This window comes from Amycolatopsis tucumanensis (genome assembly GCF_021654135.1).
Lineage (GTDB): Bacteria > Actinomycetota > Actinomycetes > Mycobacteriales > Pseudonocardiaceae > Amycolatopsis_E > Amycolatopsis_E tucumanensis.
Map to the genome: position 1 here is coordinate 61,128 of NZ_JAKGSD010000040.1, position 17,354 is coordinate 78,481.

Below are 17,354 nucleotides of genomic sequence, written 5' to 3' on the forward strand. Positions count from 1 at the left end.
CGACGCTGTGGTCCGCCGACATGGTGGACCGTCCCGGGCGCTGCCTACCCTGGCGATCTCGCAACGGTGCGCAGGGAGGATCGTCCATGAGAAGGTCTGTTGCCGTGCTCGTCCCGGCGCTGGCGGCCGCGGCACTCGCGGCGCCGGCGCAGGCGGATCCGGCCGCGTCGTGCGCCGGGCTGGCGGGGCTGGCGATCCCGGCCGCCGTGATCGGCCTGCCGACCAGCGGCGGCACGGTGACGTCGGCCCAGGTCACGGGCACCTACTGCCAGGTGGACGCGGCGCTGCACCCGGTCGACCCGGCGGCGCCGGACATCCGGATGCGCGTCGCGTTGCCCGCGGAGTGGAACGGCAAGGCGCTGATGTTCGGCGGCGGCGGTTACAACGGCACGATCCCGAACGTGGCAGGCAACGTCCCGTTCGGACCGGTCGGCGGGCCTACTCCCCTGGCGCGCGGTTACGCGATGTTCGCGAGCGACTCCGGTCACCAGGCCTCGCCGGCGCACGTCCCGGCGACCTCGCTCGACGGCTCGTTCGGGGTGAACGACGAGGCGGTGCGCAACTTCTCGGGTGACGCGCTGAAGAAGACCCGTGATGCCGCGATGTTCCTGATCGCCGAGAGGTATTCGGCGCGCCCGTCGCACAGTTATTTCGCGGGCGGCTCGACCGGTGGCCGTGAGGCGCTGGCCGTGGCGCAACGGTGGCCCGCGGATTTCGACGGCGTGATCTCGGCGTACCCGGCGTGGAACGCGGCGAGCCTGGACCTGTTCTTCGGTTACGAGGCGCAGGTGCTGTCGCAGCCCGGCGCGTTCCCCAATCCCGCCAAGCAAACCTTGTTGTACCGCAGTGTCATTCAGGCTTGCGACGGCCTCGACGGCCTGCGCGACGGCGTGATCTCGAACGAGCCCGGTTGCCGGTTCGATCCTAGGTCGTTGCGCTGCCCCGACGGCGCGGACACGGGCGACACGTGCCTGTCCGACGCGCAGATCCGTGCAGTGAAAGCGATTTCGTCTCCGCTGCGGTGGAACTACCACCTGGACAGCGGCGAGCGCGGCTACCCGGGTTTCCCGTTCCTGTCCGGCGCCGCGATGACCACCCCGCTGCTCGGCATGGGCACGGTGGCCCCCACCACCCCGATGCCGACCGCCGCTGGTTACGGTGTCCAGTTCTGGGACCAGTGGGTGCGGTACTTCGTGACCCGCGACCCCGGTTTCGACGCCCTGTCGGTTGATCCACGGCACCCGGGCCCGTGGCGGGAGCGGATCGCCGAGCTGGCCGGACTGCAGGACGTGAACAACCCGGACCTGAGCCGGTTCGCCCGGGCCGGCGGCAAACTCCTGCTGCTGCACGGAACAGCGGACGAGCTGGTCAGCCACCGGTCCACAGCGGACTACTTCGAGCGGGTGGAGCGCACACTGGGCAAGCGGGCGACGGACGCCTTCGCGAGGTTTTATCTCATCCCCGGCGCGAACCACGCGAACGTGAGCGCGGCCTTCCCCGCCGCATGGGATTCGCTGACCGCACTGGAAAACTGGGCTGAACACCGGGAGGCGCCCGTCGACCCGGTGGTCACCGACGCCACCACCGGCCGGGCCCGCCCACTGTGCGAATACCCGGCCTGGCCCCGCTACCGGGGAGGCGACCCGGCCGCAGCAGCAAGCTTCACCTGCACCGGGTGATCTTCGCACCCAACCCGAGCCGGGTGGTCATCCCGGAGCCTGCCCGTGCGGCGAGGACTCTCTTTTGATCTTTTTCCTGCGCTTCGCGCAGGTGCGCCTCACGGCGCCGGAAGGTCACCTTTCGACCACCCCCGCCCCCTCTCCCTGATTGTGTTTCAGTCGCCGAGCAGCCGTGTCAAGGCGGGAAAGCGTGCCTTGACACGGCTGGTCGGCGACCAAAGATCGGCTGTGGATCGGGGGCGGGGGAGGTCTGGTTGGGGTAGTCGGTCTTCTTGCGTTGCCGGCCGGCGGTTGCGAGAGCAGGGAAGGCCGGTCCGTTGGTCGGGCCGCTTCCGCTGCCGCCTCCCGCCACACGGACCGAGCGCGCCCACACAGAGCCAGTCCGCTCCAACTACCGCCCCCGCCACGCCCACACACAGCCACTCCACTCCCACCACCGCCCCCGCCATACGGGCCACCCCGACATATAGCCAGCCCACTCCCGCTACCGGCTCCCGGCATGCGGGCCGCATGCGCCCCGGCACAAAGTCCACTCCCGCTGCCACCTCCCGCCACGCCAGCCGCACCCGCCCCGGCGCAAAGCCCACTCCCGCTGCCACCTCCCGCCCCGCCATGCGGGCCGAGCGCGCCCCGGTACAAAGCCCACTCCCGCTGCCACCCTCCGCCACGCCAGCCGCACCCGCCCCCACACGCAGCCAGCCCACCCCCGCTCCCACCTCGCACCACGCCAGCCGCACCCGCCCCCACACGCAGCCGATCCACCCCCGCTGCCACCTCCCGGCAGCCAGGCGGATTCGCGCTCACCGCGCGCTATGATGGACGAGACGGTATCGTCCCAACCATCTCAGGAGCGTTGTCATGACTCTCTCTCCCGAGGACCGGCGCCGTCGCGCTCATGAGGCTGTGGATCGCCTTCACGAGCGCGTGCTGGCGCACGACATGGACGGCTTCGCCGACGTCTTCGCGCCCGGCGGGGTCATGGAGTTCCCCTTCGCGCCGCCCGGGTGGCCCACCCTCCAGGGCCGGGAGGCGGTGCGCGAGTACGTGCGCGACTACACCGACAACGTCGACATCAAGGCGATCACGTCCCAGACCCGCCACGAAACCACCGACCCGGACGTGCTGATCGTCGAGTGGGAGGTCGACGGCACGGCGCTGCGCACCGGGCGGCCCTACCGGATTCGGTACGTCAACGTGGTCCGCGTGGGCGCCGACGGTATCGAGTCGCTGCGGGACTACTGGAGTCCGCTCGCCGCCGGGCACGCTCTCGGGCGGCTCGGCGAACTGGTCGCCATGCAGGAGGGTGCTCAGTGAAAGTCCTGGTCACGGGCGCGTCCGGGAACACCGGGCGTCCCCTCGTGCAGTTGCTCACCGAGGCGGGTGCGACGGTCCGCGCGGCGAGCAGGCGCACCGGGTTCGACTGGTCCGACCCGGCCACCCACGACGCCGTACTGGACGGCGTGGAGCGCATGTACCTGGTCGCGCCGGTCGGGATCGCCGAGCCGGAGCCGCTCGTGCGCCCGTTCCTCGAGCGCGCCCGGGAAGCGGGGGTGCGCCGCGTCGTGCTGCTCAGCTCGTCGGCGGTGGCGACCGGCGATCCGGGGCTGGGCCGGGTGGACAGCGCGGTCCGGGAGATCATGCCGGAGCTCGCCGTGCTGAAGCCCTCGTGGTTCATGCAGAACTTCACCGGCGACCACCCGGTGGCCGAGGGCATCCGGTCCCGCGGCGAGATCGTGACCGCGACCGGCGAGGGGCGGGTCGCGTTCATCGACGCCGCCGACATCGCGGCCTCCGCCGCGGCGCTGCTGCTGGCCGACGAGTGCGGCCGCGACGAGCACGTGATCACCGGCCCGGAGGCCATCAGCTACGCCGAAGGCGCCGCGATCTACAGCGAGGTGACCGGCGCCGAGGTGCGCCACACCAGCGTCGGGACGGCGGAGCTGGCGGACCGCTTCGTGGCCGCGGGCTACCCGGCCGACTTCGCGGCCGCCCTCGCCGCCCTGGACGAGGGCATCCGGCACGGCAGCGAGGACCGCGTGACTGGCACCGTGCACCGCCTGACCGGCCGCCCGCCGAAACCGCTGCGCCGGTTCCTGGCCGAGCAGCTCAGGAGCTGACGCGGCCCAACTAGGCTGGGCACATGGATTCTCCCGCCGCCGGCCTGACCGAACTGAGCCGCGGACTCGCCGGATACCTGCGGGCAGTCGCCGAAGCCGTCGGCGTGCCGGCGGAAGCGACGTCGTTCGAGCTCAGCGACACGGCCACCGCGTACCTGGGCCTGACCCGGCGGTGGCCGACCCGGCCGGCCGAGGACCTGATGCTGGTGTGGAGCGAACGCAGCGGCTGGGCGGTGGCCGTGGAGACCGAGCCGGGCGAGACGCCGATGGTGCTGGCCTGGTTCGCCGGGGACGACGTGGTCCCGGAACCGGCGGCCGTGGCGCGGTTCGTGACCGAGGTGATCGCCGCCGACCGCTCCGACGCGCCCCGCCCGGTGTTCGCCGTGGACGTCGGCCGCACCGAACTCGCCGCGCGGCTGGCGCGGTACGTGGAGCCCTAGGCGGGCGGCACACCAGGACGGGCCGATCACCCGCCGAAGTCGTCACGTCCACCGTGTCCGAACAGGCGGCAACCGCAGCCAGCGCGCCACGCGGCTGGCGCGGTACGCAGAACCCTAGGACCGGGCGGGCGGCACCACCACCAGCACCAGGCGGTCACCCGCCGAGGTGGTCACGTCCACCGTGTCCGACTCCTGCCTGCGGTAGCCGACGACCGGGGCCAGCGAGCCTCGCCGGTCGAAGTGGCGCACCGCGGGGTCCCAGGCGGTCGTGTGGTAGGCGATCCGGTCGATCGGCCCCAGGCGGGCTGCCAGCACCGCACGCAGTGCCGGCAGCTCCGCGGACAGGTCTCGCGACCGTGGCCACCAGGCCCCGTCGACGTACCCCGGGGTGGGCGCCGACGGGTTCTGACTCGCTCGGAGTTTCAGCCGCGGCGGCCCGGCGGCCATACCGGCCTTCGGGGTGGTGGTGCGAACGTGCGGGCCCGACGACATGCCGGTGCTCCTGCCCCCGGCCCGTGACCGGGTCGGCTTCAGCGGCCGAGAACGGCGCCGGCTTGACCGCCCGCGCGCGAGATGCTCCCGACCCCCCTGACGCTACACCCTCCAGCGCCCGATGGCGGCGTCCGCGAGCGGATTTCCGCGCACGGACACCGGAAAGGGGGACGAGCCATTCCCAGAGGTCCACAATGTACTTAGCAGGAACCGGCGGCGGGTCCGGTCGTCGCGTAGCGGGCGGCGATGGTGCGCACGGCCTCGTCGACGACCTGAGCCACGCGGTCGGCGCTCACCTCCCAGCCCGGCACCAGGAGCTTCGGCCAGAAGACGTAGTTGGAGATCATGCCCAGGAACTGGGTGGCCACGAGGTCGACGTCCTCGACCCGCACCGTTCCCGCCTCGTGCTCGGCCAGGAGATAGCTGCGCACGGACTCGAAGTAGGGCATCTTCCCGTGCGAGAACTGCGCATTGGCGAGTTCGGGGAACCGCGGCAGCTCGGCGATGACGATCCGGAACAGATCGGTCATCTGGGGACGGCCCAGCAACTCGGCGTACCGGCGACCGATGGTGCTCAGCCCGTTGACGATGTCGCCCGCCGGCGGTGGCTCCTCCTCGTCGGCGGCCGACCAGGACTCGGTCACGATGGCGTCGAACAGGGCGGCTTTGCTCGGAAACTGCTTGAACAAGGTGGCCCGCGAAACGCCTGAGCGCTCCGCGATCCGCGCCAGCGACGTCCGGTCGTAGCCCAGCTCGAGGAACAGTGCGGTCGCGGCCGTCACGATCAGCGCGCGCTTCTCCTCGGCGACGCGCTGGTGATAGGTCGTCACGGCCCTGCTCATGAACCGAGCATACGAGGCGAGTGGCTTGACTCACCACCGCGGCCAACCTAGTGTCGAAGTGGATGGTGAGTCGACCGGCTCACCACTCGTCGCCCCCGTCCGGAGGAACATCCGATGCCCCGCTTCGACAACCAGACCGTGCTCGTGACCGGCGGGACCGGCGGCCAGGGCTCGAGCCACGTGCGCGCCTTCCACGCGGAGGGAGCGAACGTGGTGATCGGCGGCATCGACGCACGACGCGGCGCCGCTCTCGCCGATGAGCTCGGGGCCCGCGCCCGCTTCGTCCGGCTGGACGTCACCGACGAGAGCTCGTGGTCCGCCGCTGTGCTGGCCGCCGAGGACGCCTTCGGCGCCCTGAACGTGCTCGTGAACAACGCGGGCGTGCAGAATCCGCCCGCGACGATCGCGGACACGGACCTGGCCACGTGGTCGCGCATCCTCGACGTCAACCTCACCGGGACCTTCCTCGGCATCAAGGTCGCCGCCCCCGCTCTGCGCCGTGCGGGAGGAGGAGCCATCGTCAACATCGGCTCGACCATGGGCCTCGGCGGCACGGCGCACTACGCGCCGTACGTCGCCGGCAAGTGGGCCGTGCGAGGCCTCACCCGAACAGCAGCACTCGAACTCGGCCGCGACCACATCCGGGTGAACGCCGTCCACCCCGGCGTGATCTCGACCCCCTTCATCAACGAACCAGCAGCCGGCGCCACCGCGGCGATCGCCGACTTCTACTCCCCCGAGCCGTTCGCCATCCCCCGGCTCGGTGAGCCGGCCGACGTCACCCGGCTTCTGCTGTTCCTCGCGTCCTCTGACGCGTCGTTCATCACGGGGTCGGAGTACGTCGTCGACGGTGGACTCCTCCTCGGCCCCGCCCTTCCGTCCGAGGCCGCATGAGCAATGGACATCCGGTGAGCTGACGCGGCGGTCCCAGACCAACCAGAAAAGGGGTGCGACGCCTCGCGCCGCACCCCTCTTGCCGGGCCGGGTGTCAGTTCTCGGCCGCCGCGGCGGCCTTCTCCTGCTTCGCCTGGCGACGGGCCTTCGCCGCCAGGATCGCGGGGCTGATCTTGCCCGTTTCGGCCGGCTTGCGGGGCTCCGGCGCGTCCGGGATCTCGTCCGCAGGGGTCTCGGTCTCGTCCACATCGGACTCGGGTGCCTCGGCGGTCTCCGCTTCCACGACCTCGGCGACCGCATCGTCCTCATCGGACTCCGCCGCGACCGCTTCCTCGGTCCCGGTCGGCAGCAACGGGAGTGCGGGCGGGTGGAGCTCCGGGGTGCGCGCCGCCTGCTCGGCTGCCGAGTCGATGATCTCGCCGATCCGCACCAGCTGCGCGAGCAGCGTCTGCCGGGTGCCGCGCAGGCGTTCGACCTCCTGCTCGGCCCGGCGGATCATCGCCAGCGCCTCCTCGTTGGCCTGCTTCGCCAGGTCTTCGCGCTGGCGGCGGGCCTCGTCGGCCTGGTCCTCGTACGCCTTGCGGATCTCCGCGGCGTCCTTTTCGGCCTGTTCGCGGATCTCCCGCGCCTCCAGCTCGGCCTGGGCGATGATCCGCTCGACGCGGGCGCCGATGTTGCCGGAGCCCACCACCTGCAGCGGCACCGACGTGTCACCGCCCAGCTCGGACAGGCGCCGCTCCTTCTCCTCCAGCTCGCTCGCCAGGTGCCCGGCCCGCGCGCGCAGCCGGCGGATGTAGGCGTCGACCTCCCGGCGGTCGTAGCCACGCAGAGCCGACGAGAAGTCGATCTCGCGATCGGCCAGGATGTCATTGCCACCGCTGTTGACCATGCCCCGAGTCTCGATCGCGCCGCCTGCCCCTGCAAACGACTGTTCCCCGTTCGGCTGAAGATCAACGCCTGCCGGCCACCCTCGCGGCACCGCCACCGGCCATCGCACCGTGACGACCGGGCGTTCCGCGCAGTCCGTTCGTGCGGCCGACGGCCCGGAACACCCGGAAGCGACTGCCCGCCGTGAGCACGAGACCGGCCACGGTCACCGGTGCGGGTGGTATCACGCTTCCTGCAAGCCCCGCGGGCCGTCCGGGTGCGGCGCGGCGCGGTAGAGGTGCACCGAGGCGACAAGGAGAACCCGTTCACCGGGATCGGACGCGGTCGACGTGTTCCTCGCCGCCTACGCGGTGCCCCCTACCGCGCCTGCGCGAGCCGGAGGACAGTGGACCCAGGTCTCGTCATTGCCCGGGCAGCGACGCCGACCAGGTCCCCGGTGGTTCAACCCGCGTGCCCCGGGGACCGCCTACCCGGCGCCCGCCACGACCGGCGGCTTGCGCACCAGCGCCACCATCGCGGCGCTGAGCAGGCCCGCGACGGCGAACACCGCAAACCCGAGCCCGGACAGCCGGCTCGCCACCAGGACGCCGCCCAGCCACGGCCCGAAGACCGCGCCGAACCGCCCGATGCCGGACACCCAGCCCAGCGCCGTCGCGCGCACGCCGGCCGGGTAGTGGGCGCCGACGCTGGAATAGATCAGCGTCTGCGCGCTGAACAGCCAGCCGCCGGTCAGGAACACCACGACGTAGGTCAGCGGCAGCGGCATCCTGATCGCCAGCAGCCCGACCCCGGCCGCGGTGAGCGCGAACCACAGGATCGCCACCGGCCGCGCCCCGAACCGGTCCGCCAGCCGCCCCGCGACGAGCATGCCCGCGATACCGCCGACGTTGATCACCAGCAGGAAGCTGACCGCGGACCCGAGCTGGTAGCCGTTGCCGCGCATCATCGTCGGCAGCCAGGTGTTCACGCCGTAGACCAGCAGCAACCCGCCGAACGAGGCGATCCAGAACAGGATCGTGGTGAGCGCGACGGACGAGGTGAACAGCGCGCGCAGGCTGCCCGGCCGCTGCTCGGTCCGCTCCGGCTCGAACGGCTGGAGCGCGACCCCGTGGCGGTCGGCGATCGCCTGCGCCCGCGCCCGCCGGCCCCTGGCCAGCAGGTAGGTCATCGACTCCGGCAGCATCAGGTGGACCACCGGCAGCACCACCAGCAGCGGCAGCGCGCCGAGCCAGTACACCGAGCGCCAGCCCAGCGACTCCACCACCGACATCGCGAGCGCGCCGGCGATCGCGCCGCCCGCCTGGTGCGCGGTCATCACGATGGTCACGCTCAGGTTCCGGCGCCACGGCGGCGCGTACTCCATGACCATCGCGATCGCCGACGGCAGCAGCCCGCCGAGGCCGACGCCGGCCACGAACCGGGCGGCGCCGAACACCTCGACCGACGGCGCCACCGCGCAGGCCGCGGAGGCGAGCGAGAAGACCACGACACCGGTCAGGATGATCTTCCGTCTGCCGATCCGGTCGGTGACGATCCCGGAGCCGAGCGCGCCGAGCAGCATGCCGAACGTGGTGAGGCTGCCGATCGTCCCGCCGGTCACGGCGGTCAGGCCGAAGCCCTCGTCGGCGAGCACCCCGGGCAGGGTCGCGCCGTAGACGAACAGGTCGAGCCCGTCCAGCAGCACGAGCACCCAGCACAGGGCCGTGACCCGGACCGACAGCCGGGCGATCGCCGGATCCCTCTGTTCCATCACGGACATCGGTGTCCCTCTCGTCGTCGAGCCAGTGGAAAGTGACGGCGAAAGTACCCGGTGCACGATCGTGCACACAAGATTGTTGACAATTTTGGCCGCAAAAAGCATGCTGGCTGGAGCACGAGCCGAAGCGAGGAGAGGAAGCCATGCCACAGCAGGCAACCGGCGCCGAGGAGGTCCCGGCGTGAACAAGGTGATCGTCACCGACCCGCCCCGCGCCGACGGCGACGACGTCGCCGCGCTCGCGGAGTTCGGCGTCGCGACCGTGCACGAGGCGCTGGGCCGCACGGGCCTGCTCGGCCCGGACCTGCGGCCGATCCAGGACGGCGCCCGCATCGGCGGCACCGCTGTGACGGCCCTGTGCTGGCCGGGCGACAACCTGATGATCCACGCCGCGGTCGAGCAGTGCCGCCCCGGCGACGTCCTGGTCGTCACGACCACGTCGCCCTCGCGGGACGGGCTGTTCGGCGAGCTGTTCGCCACCGCGTTGCAGCACCGCAGGGTGCGCGGGCTCGTCATCAACACCGGGGTGCGCGACGTCGCGGACCTGCGGGCGATGGGTTTCCCGGTGTGGTCGGCCGCGGTGAGCGCGCAGGGCACGGTGAAGGCGACCGCGGGCGCGGTCAACGTGCCGGTCGTGATCGGCCGGCAGACCATCCGCCCCGGCGACGCGATCCTGGCCGACGACGACGGTGTGCTGTGCGTGCCGCGCGAACTCGTCGGCGAGGGGCTGCGGGCGTCGCGGGCCCGCGCGGACAAGGAAGAGGCCACGCGGCAGGCGTTCCGCGCCGGCGAGCTGGGGCTGGACCGCTACGGGCTGCGGGAGAAGCTCGCCGATCTCGGCGTCCGGTACCTGACGGCCGAGGAGTACGCGAAGCTGGAGCGCGAATGAGTGTGCGCTGCATGCTGATGCGCGGCGGCACGTCCAAGGGCGCGTACTTCGTCGCCTCCGACCTGCCCGCCGATCCCGCCGAGCGCGACGACCTGCTGCTGCGGATCATGGGCACGCCCGACCCGCGGCAGCTCGACGGGCTCGGCGGCGCGCAACCGGTCACCAGCAAGGTCGCCATCGTCTCCCCCGCCGGGGGCGACCGGGACGTCGACTACCTGTTCCTGCAGGTCGGCATCGAGGATGCGACCGTTTCGGACCGGCAGACGTGCGGGAACCTGCTCGCCGGCGTCGGCCAGTTCGCCGTCGAGCGCGGCCTGGTGCCCGCCGGCGGCGACCGCACCAGCGTGCGCGTGCGGATGGTCAACACCGACTCGATCGCGGTCGCGACGTTCGCCACGCCCGGCGGCCGGGTCGACTACAGCGGCACTACGGCGATCTCCGGCGTGCCCGGTACCGCCGCGCCGGTCGAGCTGGAGTTCACCGGCACCGAGGGGTCGGTGTGCGGCAGCCTGCTGCCCACCGGGAACGTCGTCGACGAGATCGGCGGCATCCCGGTGACCTGTGTGGACAACGGGATGCCGGTCGTCGTGGCGCGCGCCGCGGACTTCGGGATCACCGGCTACGAGGCGGCGGACGAGCTGACCGGCCTGGCCGGCCGGATTCAGGACCTGCGGCTGGAAGCCGGGAAGCGGATGGGGCTCGGCGACGTCAGCGGCGCGTCGGTGCCGAAGACGACGCTGGTGGCCGCGCCGCGCGACGGCGGCGCCATCTGCACCCGGACGTTCATCCCGCTGCGCCCGCACCCGTCGATCGGTGTGCTGGGCGCGGTGAGCGTGGTGACCGCGCTGATGCTGGACGGCGCGGCCGGGCACGAGCTGTTCGCCGCGCCGCCGCCCGGTTCGCCGGTCGGCGTCGAGCACCCGAGCGGCACGCTGGAGGTCGGCGTCGAACTGGCGCCCGGGCCGCGCGTGGCGCGCTCGACCGTCATCCGCACCGCGCGGAAGTTGTTCGACGGCACCGTTTTTCCCCGTCCCTGACAATCCTGGAAGGCACCGATGCCCCACCTCGAACCCTCGCCCCGGCACGAGATCGCGCACCTCGGCCACGTCGAGCTGTTCACCCCGGAACCGGAGAAGAGCCTGGAGTTCTTCGTCGACGTCCTCGGCCTGACCGAGAACGGCTCGCGGGGCGATTCCGTCTACCTGCGCACGTGGGACGACTACGAGCACCACAGCGTCAAGCTGACCGCCGCGAAGACCTCGGGCGTGGGGCGGACCGCGATGCGCGCGTCGAGCGAGGCCGCGCTGAAGCGGCGGGTCGCGGCGATCGAGGAACGCGGGCTGGGCGTCGGCTGGGCCGACGGCGACACCGGGATCGGGCCGACGTACGTGTTCCGGGACCCGGACGGGCACGAGATGGAGATCTACTGGGAGACCGAGAAGTACGACCCGCCCGAGCACCTGCGGCCGTCGCTGAAGAACCAGGCCCAGGCGTACCCGGCGCGCGGGGTGTGCGTGCGGCGGCTCGACCACGTCAACTACCTGGCCCAGGACGCGGCGGCGAACGGCGGCTTCATCTGCGACGCGCTCGGCGGGCGGGTGACCGAGCAGATCCGGCTCGACAGCGGGGTGATCTCCGGGCAGTGGACGCACTTCGCGCAGAAGTCCTACGATCTGGTCTACACCAACGACTGGACACGCTCGTCCGGGCGGCTGCACCACATCGCGTTCGCGACGGACACGCGCGAGGACATCCTGCGCGCGGCGGACATCGCGCTGGACAAGGGCGTGTTCATCGAGACCGGGCCGCACAAGCACGCGATCCAGCAGACGTTCTTCCTGTACGTCTACGAGCCGGGCGGCAACCGGATCGAGCTGTGCAACCCGACCGCGCGGCTGATCTTCGCGCCGGACTGGGAGCCGGTGACGTGGACCGAGGCCGAGCGGGCGAAGGGGCAGGCGTGGGGCCTGAAGACGATCGAGTCGTTCCACACGCACGGGACGCCGCCCGTGGAGGCTTGAGGCTGTCCGGTTGGGCTGCGTGTTGCGTCGGGGCCGTCCCGTTTCGGGGCGGCCCCTTTCACTTGCGCCCAGCCGGAGACGTGAATCTTGTTCAGATGTTTCTGATTATCTGAGGACCGCGATTATTTGCGTTCAAATTGGCTGCTCTAGCGCGGCGAGTCGTTCTGGATTATTCATCCGTGACTAGTGCATGATGCCCCGTACGGCCCAGCAGCTCTGGGCCGACATGGAGGCGCGGGCCCTGCGGCAACAGGAGCCCGCGCCTGATTCGCCCTGTCCACTCACGATTGGATCGAGACAGAACATGCGCACCCTACCGCGCCACCAGCGACCTCGACGCCATCTGATGCGCGTCCTCCAGCCGTCCGCGCTGGAGCGCCCAACCGTGCACCAACTGGTGCGCCGATCTGGCAATCCGACCGTCGACGGCGGCGCCCGCCGCCACGCCCAACCGGCCCCCACCGCAGGGCAACTGCTGCGCCGCAACGGTCGCCCGATGACCGGCCATCACACTGGGGTTGATGGCACAAGCCTGGCCGGGATCGTGGTTCTCAGCGGCTGGTCCGCGACGTTCCGGCTGGCCTTCCTGCTCGCGGGCCCGGCGGCCGCGGTGGTGGCGTTGGCGCCATCGTCCCGGGAAGCCGTCGCGTTGCCGCTCGCGGCCGGGGTCCTGTGGTCGCTGCGGTCCCGATCGCTGACAAGGTGAGCCGGGCGCTCCCGGGCCCGGCCCTACCTTCCCGGCCCGGGAGCGCTGGACCAGTGTTCCGGCTCAGTCGCCGTGCCAACGCCACGGACGCACCAGGACGCGCCCGCATAGCCGGTGCACAGGTTGTTCTGCGGGTGCTCTCAGGCCGGCACGTCACGATGTGAGCCCGGACAGGAGGACGCCCGTGCACGACGACAAGCCCCGCGACGAATCCGCGAGCAGGCCGGCCGGCGATGCGACCACGCCTGCGCAAGCGCCGCCCGCGGCTCCGGCCGGCGATGCTGCGGCGCCTCCTGCCGCAGCATCGGGCGAAACCGCGCCCACGCAGGCACCGCACGCCACCCCGGCCGAAACTGCGGCGGGGGCCGCACCTCCCGCCGCAGCCCCTGACGGGACCGCGCCCGCGCAGGCATCGCATGCGGTGCCTGCAGGCGAAGCCGCGCCTACGCAGGCACCACCGGGCACGCCTTTGGCGACACCTCCCGCCCCAGTCGCCAGAGGGGCCACGCCCGCCCAGGCGGCACACGCGGCTGCCGCCGCGGCCGCTGTTCCTGGCGCGCCGTCCGGCACTTCTCCTCGGCCCGGGAAGCGCCGCCTGGGGGTGGGCGTTGTGGCGGGGATCGCCGCGGCTGTGCTCGTTCTCGGGGGCGTGGGTGGCTTCACGGTCGGGCGGGCGACCGCCGGTTCCGATGACGGCGGGCGTCCCGGCTACGGGCAGTTCGACCGGGTGCCACGCGGCTACGGCGAGCCGCCGGGCTTCGGGGAGCGCGAGCGCGGGTCGGACAACGGCGGGTCCGACACCTGAGTCTGCGCCCCGGGCCCACCGGACCGTCACCACCCGACCTCACGACGCGGCCGACGCCCTAAACCGGCCGGACCGCCGCAAGCCAGCCGCGCCGCCGCAAGCCAGCCACACCCGCCCCAAGCCGGCCGCACCGCCCCAAGCCAGCCGCGCCGCAAGCCAGCCGGACCGCTCCAAGCCGGCCGCACCGCCGCAAGCCGGGCTCAGGACGCGGGCGTCACCGGGGCCATCCAGATCCCCACGATGGCGTCGATCATGCCGGTCGCCGCGTCGTGCCAGTTCTGCCGCGGCGTCGCGGTTCCGTCGGCGAGGGCGCGCTCCCGCTCCGCGTTCATGTGCACCATCAGCTGGCGCATCATCGCGCTCCGCTCGGCACGCACCTCCGGCGGCAGCTCCGGCAGGCACCGCTTCAACCCCTCCAGCGTCTTCACCATCGACGGGGACGACAGGGCGTCCTCGGCGAAGATGTCCCGCAGCGCGGGATCCGTGGTGACCTGCGCGCTGAACCGGGCGAACCACGTCGGGTTTCCCAGCGCCGCCAGGTGTTCCGCGGCCGGCCGCACCATGCACGCGATCCAGTCGCGCGGGTCGTCGGACTCGCCGGCCTCGGCCACCATCCGGTCGCGGATCCGCTCCATCTCGGCGGTGTGCTTGCGGACGATCGCGCGCACCAGGTCGGCCTTCGTGCCGAAGTGGTAGCCGACCGCGGCCGTGTTGCCCTGCCCCGCCGCCTCGCTGATCTGCCGGTTGGACACCGCGTTCACGCCGTGCTCGGCGAAGAGCCGTTCGGCCGTCGTGAGGATCGCCTCCCGCGTGGCGGTGACGCGATCGGACCGGGCTGTCTTCGTCGTCATCGTCACCACCTGCCGGTCCCAGGACGGGCCAGGCAGCCCGTATCCAGGCATTTTACCGATCACCCGCCTGCGCCCTGACCAGGCCTGTTAGGCTAAGTCAATCGATTGATTTAAACCGACCGGAGGCCCCGGCAATGTCCTCTGCCCCTGCCCGTCACGTGGGCGACCCGGCGCCGCCCGTGGCCCGGACCGGCCGCGTGGTCGCGGTGCTGGCGTTCACCGGCATCGTCGTCTCACTGATGCAGACCCTGATCATCCCGCTGGTCCCCGAGCTGCCCGGCCTGCTGAGCGCGTCACCGGCAGACGCCGCGTGGGCCATCACCGCCACGCTGCTCGCCGCCGCGGTCGCCACCCCGACCGTCGGGCGCCTCGGGGACATGTACGGCAAGCGGCGGATGCTGCTGGTCAGCGTCGTCCTGCTGATCGCGGGGTCGGTGACCTGCGGCCTGTCGAGCAGCCTGGTGCCGATGATCGTCGGCCGCGCGTTGCAGGGCCTGGCCTCCGGCGTGATCCCGCTGGGCATCAGCATCATGCGCGACGAGCTGCCCGCCGAACGGCTCGGCTCGGGGACCGCGATGATGAGCGCCTCCCTCGGCGTCGGCGGCGCGCTCGGCCTGCCCGCCGCGGCGCTGATCGCGGAGAACGCCGACTGGCACGTGTTGTTCTGGACGGCTGCCGGCCTCGGCGTGGTCGCGTTCCTGCTGGTGGTGTCGTTCGTGCCGGAGTCGTCGGTGCGCACCGGCGGGCGGTTCGACCTGCCCGGCGCGCTCGGCCTGTCGGTCGCGCTGCTGTGCCTGCTGCTGGCGATTTCCAAGGGCGGGGACTGGGGCTGGGGCGACGGGCTGACCATCGGCCTGTTCGTCGGCGCCGTCGTGGTGCTGCTGGTGTGGGGCTGGTGGGAGCTGCGCACGAGGGAACCGCTGGTGGACCTCCGCACCACCGCGCGCAGGCAGGTGCTGCTGACCAACATCGCGTCGGTCGTGTTCGGGTTCGCCATGTTCGCGATGTCGCTGGTGCTGCCGCAACTGCTGCAGCTGCCGACGGCCACCGGGTTCGGGCTCGGTCAGACGATGCTGATGGCCGGCCTCGTGATGGCGCCGTCCGGTCTGGTCATGATGGCGACCGCGCCGGTCTCGGCGAAGATCTCCCGGACACGCGGCCCGAAGGTGACGCTGATGCTCGGCGCGCTCGTGGTCGCGATCGGGTACGGGCTCGACATCGTGTTGATGGGCGAGGTCTGGCAGCTGCTGATCGCCTCGTGCGTCATCGGCGCCGGGATCGGGCTGTCCTACGGCGCGATGCCCGCGCTGATCATGTCCGCGGTGCCGGTGTCGGAAACCGCGTCGGCGAACAGCCTGAACACGCTGATGCGCTCGATCGGCACGTCCACCTCCAGCGCGGTCGCGGGTGTGGTGCTGGCGCAGATGACCGTGTCGCTGGGGCCGGTCACCGTGCCGTCGCAGGACGGGTTCCGGGTGGTGCTGGCGATCGGCGCGGGCGCGGCGCTGGTGGCGCTGTTCGTCGCCGCGTTCCTGCCCGCGCGGCGCCGGGCCGCGGCCGAACGGAGCGTGTCGGGCACCGTGCGCGGGGCGAGTGGCGCGGCGGTGGTCACGGTGACCGCGCACCGGGCCGACGGGAGCGTCGCGGCGAGCGCGGCGGCCGGTTCGGACGGCGCCTTCGCGCTGGCGGCGCTGCCCGCGGAGCCGCTGTCGCTGGTGGCGGTGGAGCACCCGGCGGTGCACGAGACGGTTTCGGTCGGCGCCGGGGTCACGCAGCGGCACGACATCGACTTGGCGGAGCGGGCATGACCACGACGGCAGAGGTGACGCTCAGCGGAGGGGTGCGCAGCGGGCGGCGGGCGCTGCCGGACGTGACCCTGACGTTGACCGACCGGGTCGGCGCGCAGGTGGCCCGTGCTCGTACCGCGGCGGACGGATCGTTCCGGCTCGGCGGGCTCGCGCCGGGCAACTACGTGCTGATCGTGGCGCGCGCGGGGTTCCAGCCGCAGGCGACGGTCGTCGCGGTCGAGGCCGGGGCCGCGCCGCTGGACGTGACGCTCGAACCGGCGACCAGCGTGCGCGGGGTGGTGCGGGACCGGCACAGCGGGCGGCCGATCGCGACGGCGGCGGTGACGGCCGTGGGCGCGGGCGGGGAGGTCATCGCAAGCACGGTGTCCGATCCGGACGGTGGCTACCGGATCACCGGTGTCGACGCGGGTGAGATTACGCTGGTGGCGGCCGCGCCGGGCGCCGATCCGGTGGCGACGGTGGTGCCGCTGGGTGGTGGGCGGGAGCACGAGGTCGACCTGGAGCTGGACACGCACAGCACCCTCACCGGCAGGGTGACCGCCGGTGGCCGCCCGGTCGCCGGGCTGGCGCTGGAGCTGCGGGACGCGTCCGGCCGGGCGGTGGCCGCGGCGGTGACGGGCGCGGACGGGACGTACCGGTTCGAGCGGGTGAGCGCCGGGCAGTACACGCTGACGAGCGCCGCGGGCCGCCCGGTGGTGACGACGATCCCGGCGGACGCCGTGACCGCGGAGCTGGTGCTGGAAGGTCCTTAGTGGAGGGTTGAGGCCGGCTGCAGCGGTGGTCTTGTGGCGGGCTGGCAGCGCGGCGATCAAGCGGCGGCTGCGGAGACGGCGGTCCGTGGCGGGGCGGCGGGCCGCCGGACGGCGGCCAGATCGTCGCAGTGTCTCGTGAGTGCGGGCACGCACGAGCCGCCGAGGCGGCGCAGCTGCACGGCCCGCGGCAGGGGCGCGCGGGTCGCCGAACCGCGGCCAGATTGACGAAGTGGCCCGCGAGGGCGGACACGCGCGGACCGCCGAGGCAGTGCAGCCGCACGGGCCCGCGGCAGGGGCGGGCGCGCCGCCAAGCCGCGGCCAGATCGACGCAGTGACCCGCGAGGGCAGGCACGCACGGACCGCCGAGGCGGCGCAGCTGCACGGCCCGCGGCAGGGGCGCGCGGGTCGCCGAAC

General features: G+C 72.5%; 17 protein-coding genes. 12 read left to right on the forward strand and 5 right to left on the reverse strand.

The features are described 5' to 3' along the window. Positions 1-86 precede the first annotated feature (86 nt). The 4 genes from L2C96_RS31025 (at position 87) to L2C96_RS31040 (ending at position 4,236) form a co-directional block, all read left to right on the forward strand. Entirely contained in the window at positions 87-1,679 is a 1,593-nt protein-coding gene (locus L2C96_RS31025) for a tannase/feruloyl esterase family alpha/beta hydrolase (protein WP_237338729.1), read from the forward strand. Positions 1,680-2,537: 858 nt separating this feature from the next. Then, complete coding sequence (locus L2C96_RS31030) at positions 2,538-2,993, forward strand: nuclear transport factor 2 family protein (RefSeq protein ID WP_039792033.1); 456 nt, start codon at positions 2,538-2,540, stop codon at positions 2,991-2,993. After that, positions 2,990-3,796, forward strand: coding sequence for a Rossmann-fold NAD(P)-binding domain-containing protein (locus L2C96_RS31035; protein WP_237338730.1), 807 nt, complete (start codon positions 2,990-2,992; stop codon positions 3,794-3,796). Before L2C96_RS31030 ends, L2C96_RS31035 begins: the two co-directional genes overlap by 4 nt. Before the next feature lie 23 nt (positions 3,797-3,819). After that, positions 3,820-4,236 (forward strand): DUF6292 family protein, encoded by a 417-nt coding sequence (locus L2C96_RS31040; RefSeq protein ID WP_020422920.1) that lies wholly within the window; start codon positions 3,820-3,822, stop codon positions 4,234-4,236. A 114-nt stretch (positions 4,237-4,350) separates the two neighbouring features. Here L2C96_RS31040 and L2C96_RS31045 read toward each other — a convergent pair whose 3' ends face one another. Together L2C96_RS31045 and L2C96_RS31050 are read right to left on the reverse strand one after the other, a co-directional pair. After that, a complete protein-coding gene (locus tag L2C96_RS31045; RefSeq protein ID WP_237338731.1) occupies positions 4,351-4,728 on the reverse strand; it encodes a DUF5994 family protein in 378 nt (125 codons plus the stop codon). Between the two features lie 200 nt (positions 4,729-4,928). After that, on the reverse strand, positions 4,929-5,570 hold the full coding sequence (locus tag L2C96_RS31050) for a TetR/AcrR family transcriptional regulator (protein WP_237338732.1): 642 nt from the start codon (positions 5,568-5,570) through the stop codon (positions 4,929-4,931). A 114-nt stretch (positions 5,571-5,684) separates the two neighbouring features. On the opposite strand from L2C96_RS31050, the gene L2C96_RS31055 reads away from it, so the two are divergent. Continuing rightward, the gene (locus tag L2C96_RS31055) at positions 5,685-6,464 is read left to right on the forward strand and encodes a glucose 1-dehydrogenase (RefSeq protein ID WP_237338733.1); all 780 of its coding nucleotides are present in this window, start codon (positions 5,685-5,687) and stop codon (positions 6,462-6,464) included. 94 nt (positions 6,465-6,558) lie between these two features. On the opposite strand, the gene L2C96_RS31060 is transcribed toward L2C96_RS31055, so the two are convergent. Together L2C96_RS31060 and L2C96_RS31065 are read right to left on the reverse strand one after the other, a co-directional pair. Then, the gene (locus L2C96_RS31060; RefSeq protein ID WP_237338734.1) at positions 6,559-7,353 is read right to left on the reverse strand and encodes a DivIVA domain-containing protein; all 795 of its coding nucleotides are present in this window, start codon (positions 7,351-7,353) and stop codon (positions 6,559-6,561) included. Between the two features lie 465 nt (positions 7,354-7,818). Continuing rightward, positions 7,819-9,102: an MFS transporter gene (locus L2C96_RS31065; protein WP_237338741.1), complete on the reverse strand. Its 1,284-nt coding sequence runs from the start codon at positions 9,100-9,102 to the stop codon at positions 7,819-7,821. Positions 9,103-9,289: 187 nt separating this feature from the next. Here L2C96_RS31065 and L2C96_RS31070 point away from each other — a divergent pair, with 187 nt between their 5' ends. From L2C96_RS31070 to L2C96_RS31090, 5 genes are all read left to right on the forward strand, one after another. After that, positions 9,290-9,997, forward strand: a complete 708-nt coding sequence (locus tag L2C96_RS31070; protein WP_237338735.1) for a 4-carboxy-4-hydroxy-2-oxoadipate aldolase/oxaloacetate decarboxylase — start codon at positions 9,290-9,292, stop codon at positions 9,995-9,997. Further along, a complete protein-coding gene (locus L2C96_RS31075; RefSeq protein ID WP_027936605.1) occupies positions 9,994-11,034 on the forward strand; it encodes a 4-oxalomesaconate tautomerase in 1,041 nt (346 codons plus the stop codon). Before L2C96_RS31070 ends, L2C96_RS31075 begins: the two co-directional genes overlap by 4 nt. Positions 11,035-11,052: 18 nt before the next feature. Beyond that, positions 11,053-12,018, forward strand: a complete 966-nt coding sequence (locus tag L2C96_RS31080) for a catechol 2,3-dioxygenase (protein WP_237338736.1) — start codon at positions 11,053-11,055, stop codon at positions 12,016-12,018. Positions 12,019-12,364: 346 nt separating this feature from the next. Beyond that, positions 12,365-12,724, forward strand: a complete 360-nt coding sequence (locus L2C96_RS31085; RefSeq protein ID WP_237338737.1) for a hypothetical protein — start codon at positions 12,365-12,367, stop codon at positions 12,722-12,724. A gap of 610 nt (positions 12,725-13,334) precedes the next feature. Next, positions 13,335-13,529, forward strand: a complete 195-nt coding sequence (locus tag L2C96_RS31090) for a hypothetical protein (protein WP_020422909.1) — start codon at positions 13,335-13,337, stop codon at positions 13,527-13,529. 200 nt (positions 13,530-13,729) lie between these two features. On the opposite strand, the gene L2C96_RS31095 is transcribed toward L2C96_RS31090, so the two are convergent. Further along, positions 13,730-14,380 carry a TetR/AcrR family transcriptional regulator gene (locus L2C96_RS31095; RefSeq protein ID WP_237338738.1) on the reverse strand — a complete coding sequence of 217 codons (651 nt, stop codon included), beginning with the start codon at positions 14,378-14,380 and terminating at the stop codon, positions 13,730-13,732. Positions 14,381-14,514: 134 nt separating this feature from the next. Between L2C96_RS31095 and L2C96_RS31100 the strand changes: the two genes are divergently transcribed. Beyond that, on the forward strand, positions 14,515-16,188 hold the full coding sequence (locus L2C96_RS31100; RefSeq protein WP_272883481.1) for an MFS transporter: 1,674 nt from the start codon (positions 14,515-14,517) through the stop codon (positions 16,186-16,188). Next, entirely contained in the window at positions 16,185-16,940 is a 756-nt protein-coding gene (locus tag L2C96_RS31105) for an MSCRAMM family protein (RefSeq protein ID WP_237338739.1), read from the forward strand. The genes L2C96_RS31100 and L2C96_RS31105 overlap by 4 nt, the downstream gene beginning before the upstream one ends. The last annotated feature ends 414 nt before the right edge of the window (positions 16,941-17,354 follow it).

Excerpts from the sequence above, each read along its gene's own strand:
- L2C96_RS31030 (WP_039792033.1), top strand. The coding sequence starts at position 2,538 with ATGACTCTCTCTCCCGAGGACCGGCGCCGTCGCGCTCATGAGGCTGTG.
- L2C96_RS31095 (WP_237338738.1), bottom strand. The coding sequence starts at position 14,380 with ATGACGACGAAGACAGCCCGGTCCGATCGCGTCACCGCCACGCGGGAG.
- L2C96_RS31025 (WP_237338729.1), top strand. The coding sequence starts at position 87 with ATGAGAAGGTCTGTTGCCGTGCTCGTCCCGGCGCTGGCGGCCGCGGCA.
- L2C96_RS31105 (WP_237338739.1), top strand. The coding sequence starts at position 16,185 with ATGACCACGACGGCAGAGGTGACGCTCAGCGGAGGGGTGCGCAGCGGG.
- L2C96_RS31080 (WP_237338736.1), top strand. The coding sequence starts at position 11,053 with ATGCCCCACCTCGAACCCTCGCCCCGGCACGAGATCGCGCACCTCGGC.
- L2C96_RS31085 (WP_237338737.1), top strand. The coding sequence starts at position 12,365 with ATGCGCGTCCTCCAGCCGTCCGCGCTGGAGCGCCCAACCGTGCACCAA.
- L2C96_RS31060 (WP_237338734.1), bottom strand. The coding sequence starts at position 7,353 with ATGGTCAACAGCGGTGGCAATGACATCCTGGCCGATCGCGAGATCGAC.
- L2C96_RS31040 (WP_020422920.1), top strand. The coding sequence starts at position 3,820 with ATGGATTCTCCCGCCGCCGGCCTGACCGAACTGAGCCGCGGACTCGCC.
- L2C96_RS31045 (WP_237338731.1), bottom strand. The coding sequence starts at position 4,728 with ATGTCGTCGGGCCCGCACGTTCGCACCACCACCCCGAAGGCCGGTATG.
- L2C96_RS31100 (WP_272883481.1), top strand. The coding sequence starts at position 14,515 with ATGTCCTCTGCCCCTGCCCGTCACGTGGGCGACCCGGCGCCGCCCGTG.
- L2C96_RS31055 (WP_237338733.1), top strand. The coding sequence starts at position 5,685 with ATGCCCCGCTTCGACAACCAGACCGTGCTCGTGACCGGCGGGACCGGC.
- L2C96_RS31075 (WP_027936605.1), top strand. The coding sequence starts at position 9,994 with ATGAGTGTGCGCTGCATGCTGATGCGCGGCGGCACGTCCAAGGGCGCG.
- L2C96_RS31065 (WP_237338741.1), bottom strand. The coding sequence starts at position 9,102 with ATGGAACAGAGGGATCCGGCGATCGCCCGGCTGTCGGTCCGGGTCACG.
- L2C96_RS31050 (WP_237338732.1), bottom strand. The coding sequence starts at position 5,570 with ATGAGCAGGGCCGTGACGACCTATCACCAGCGCGTCGCCGAGGAGAAG.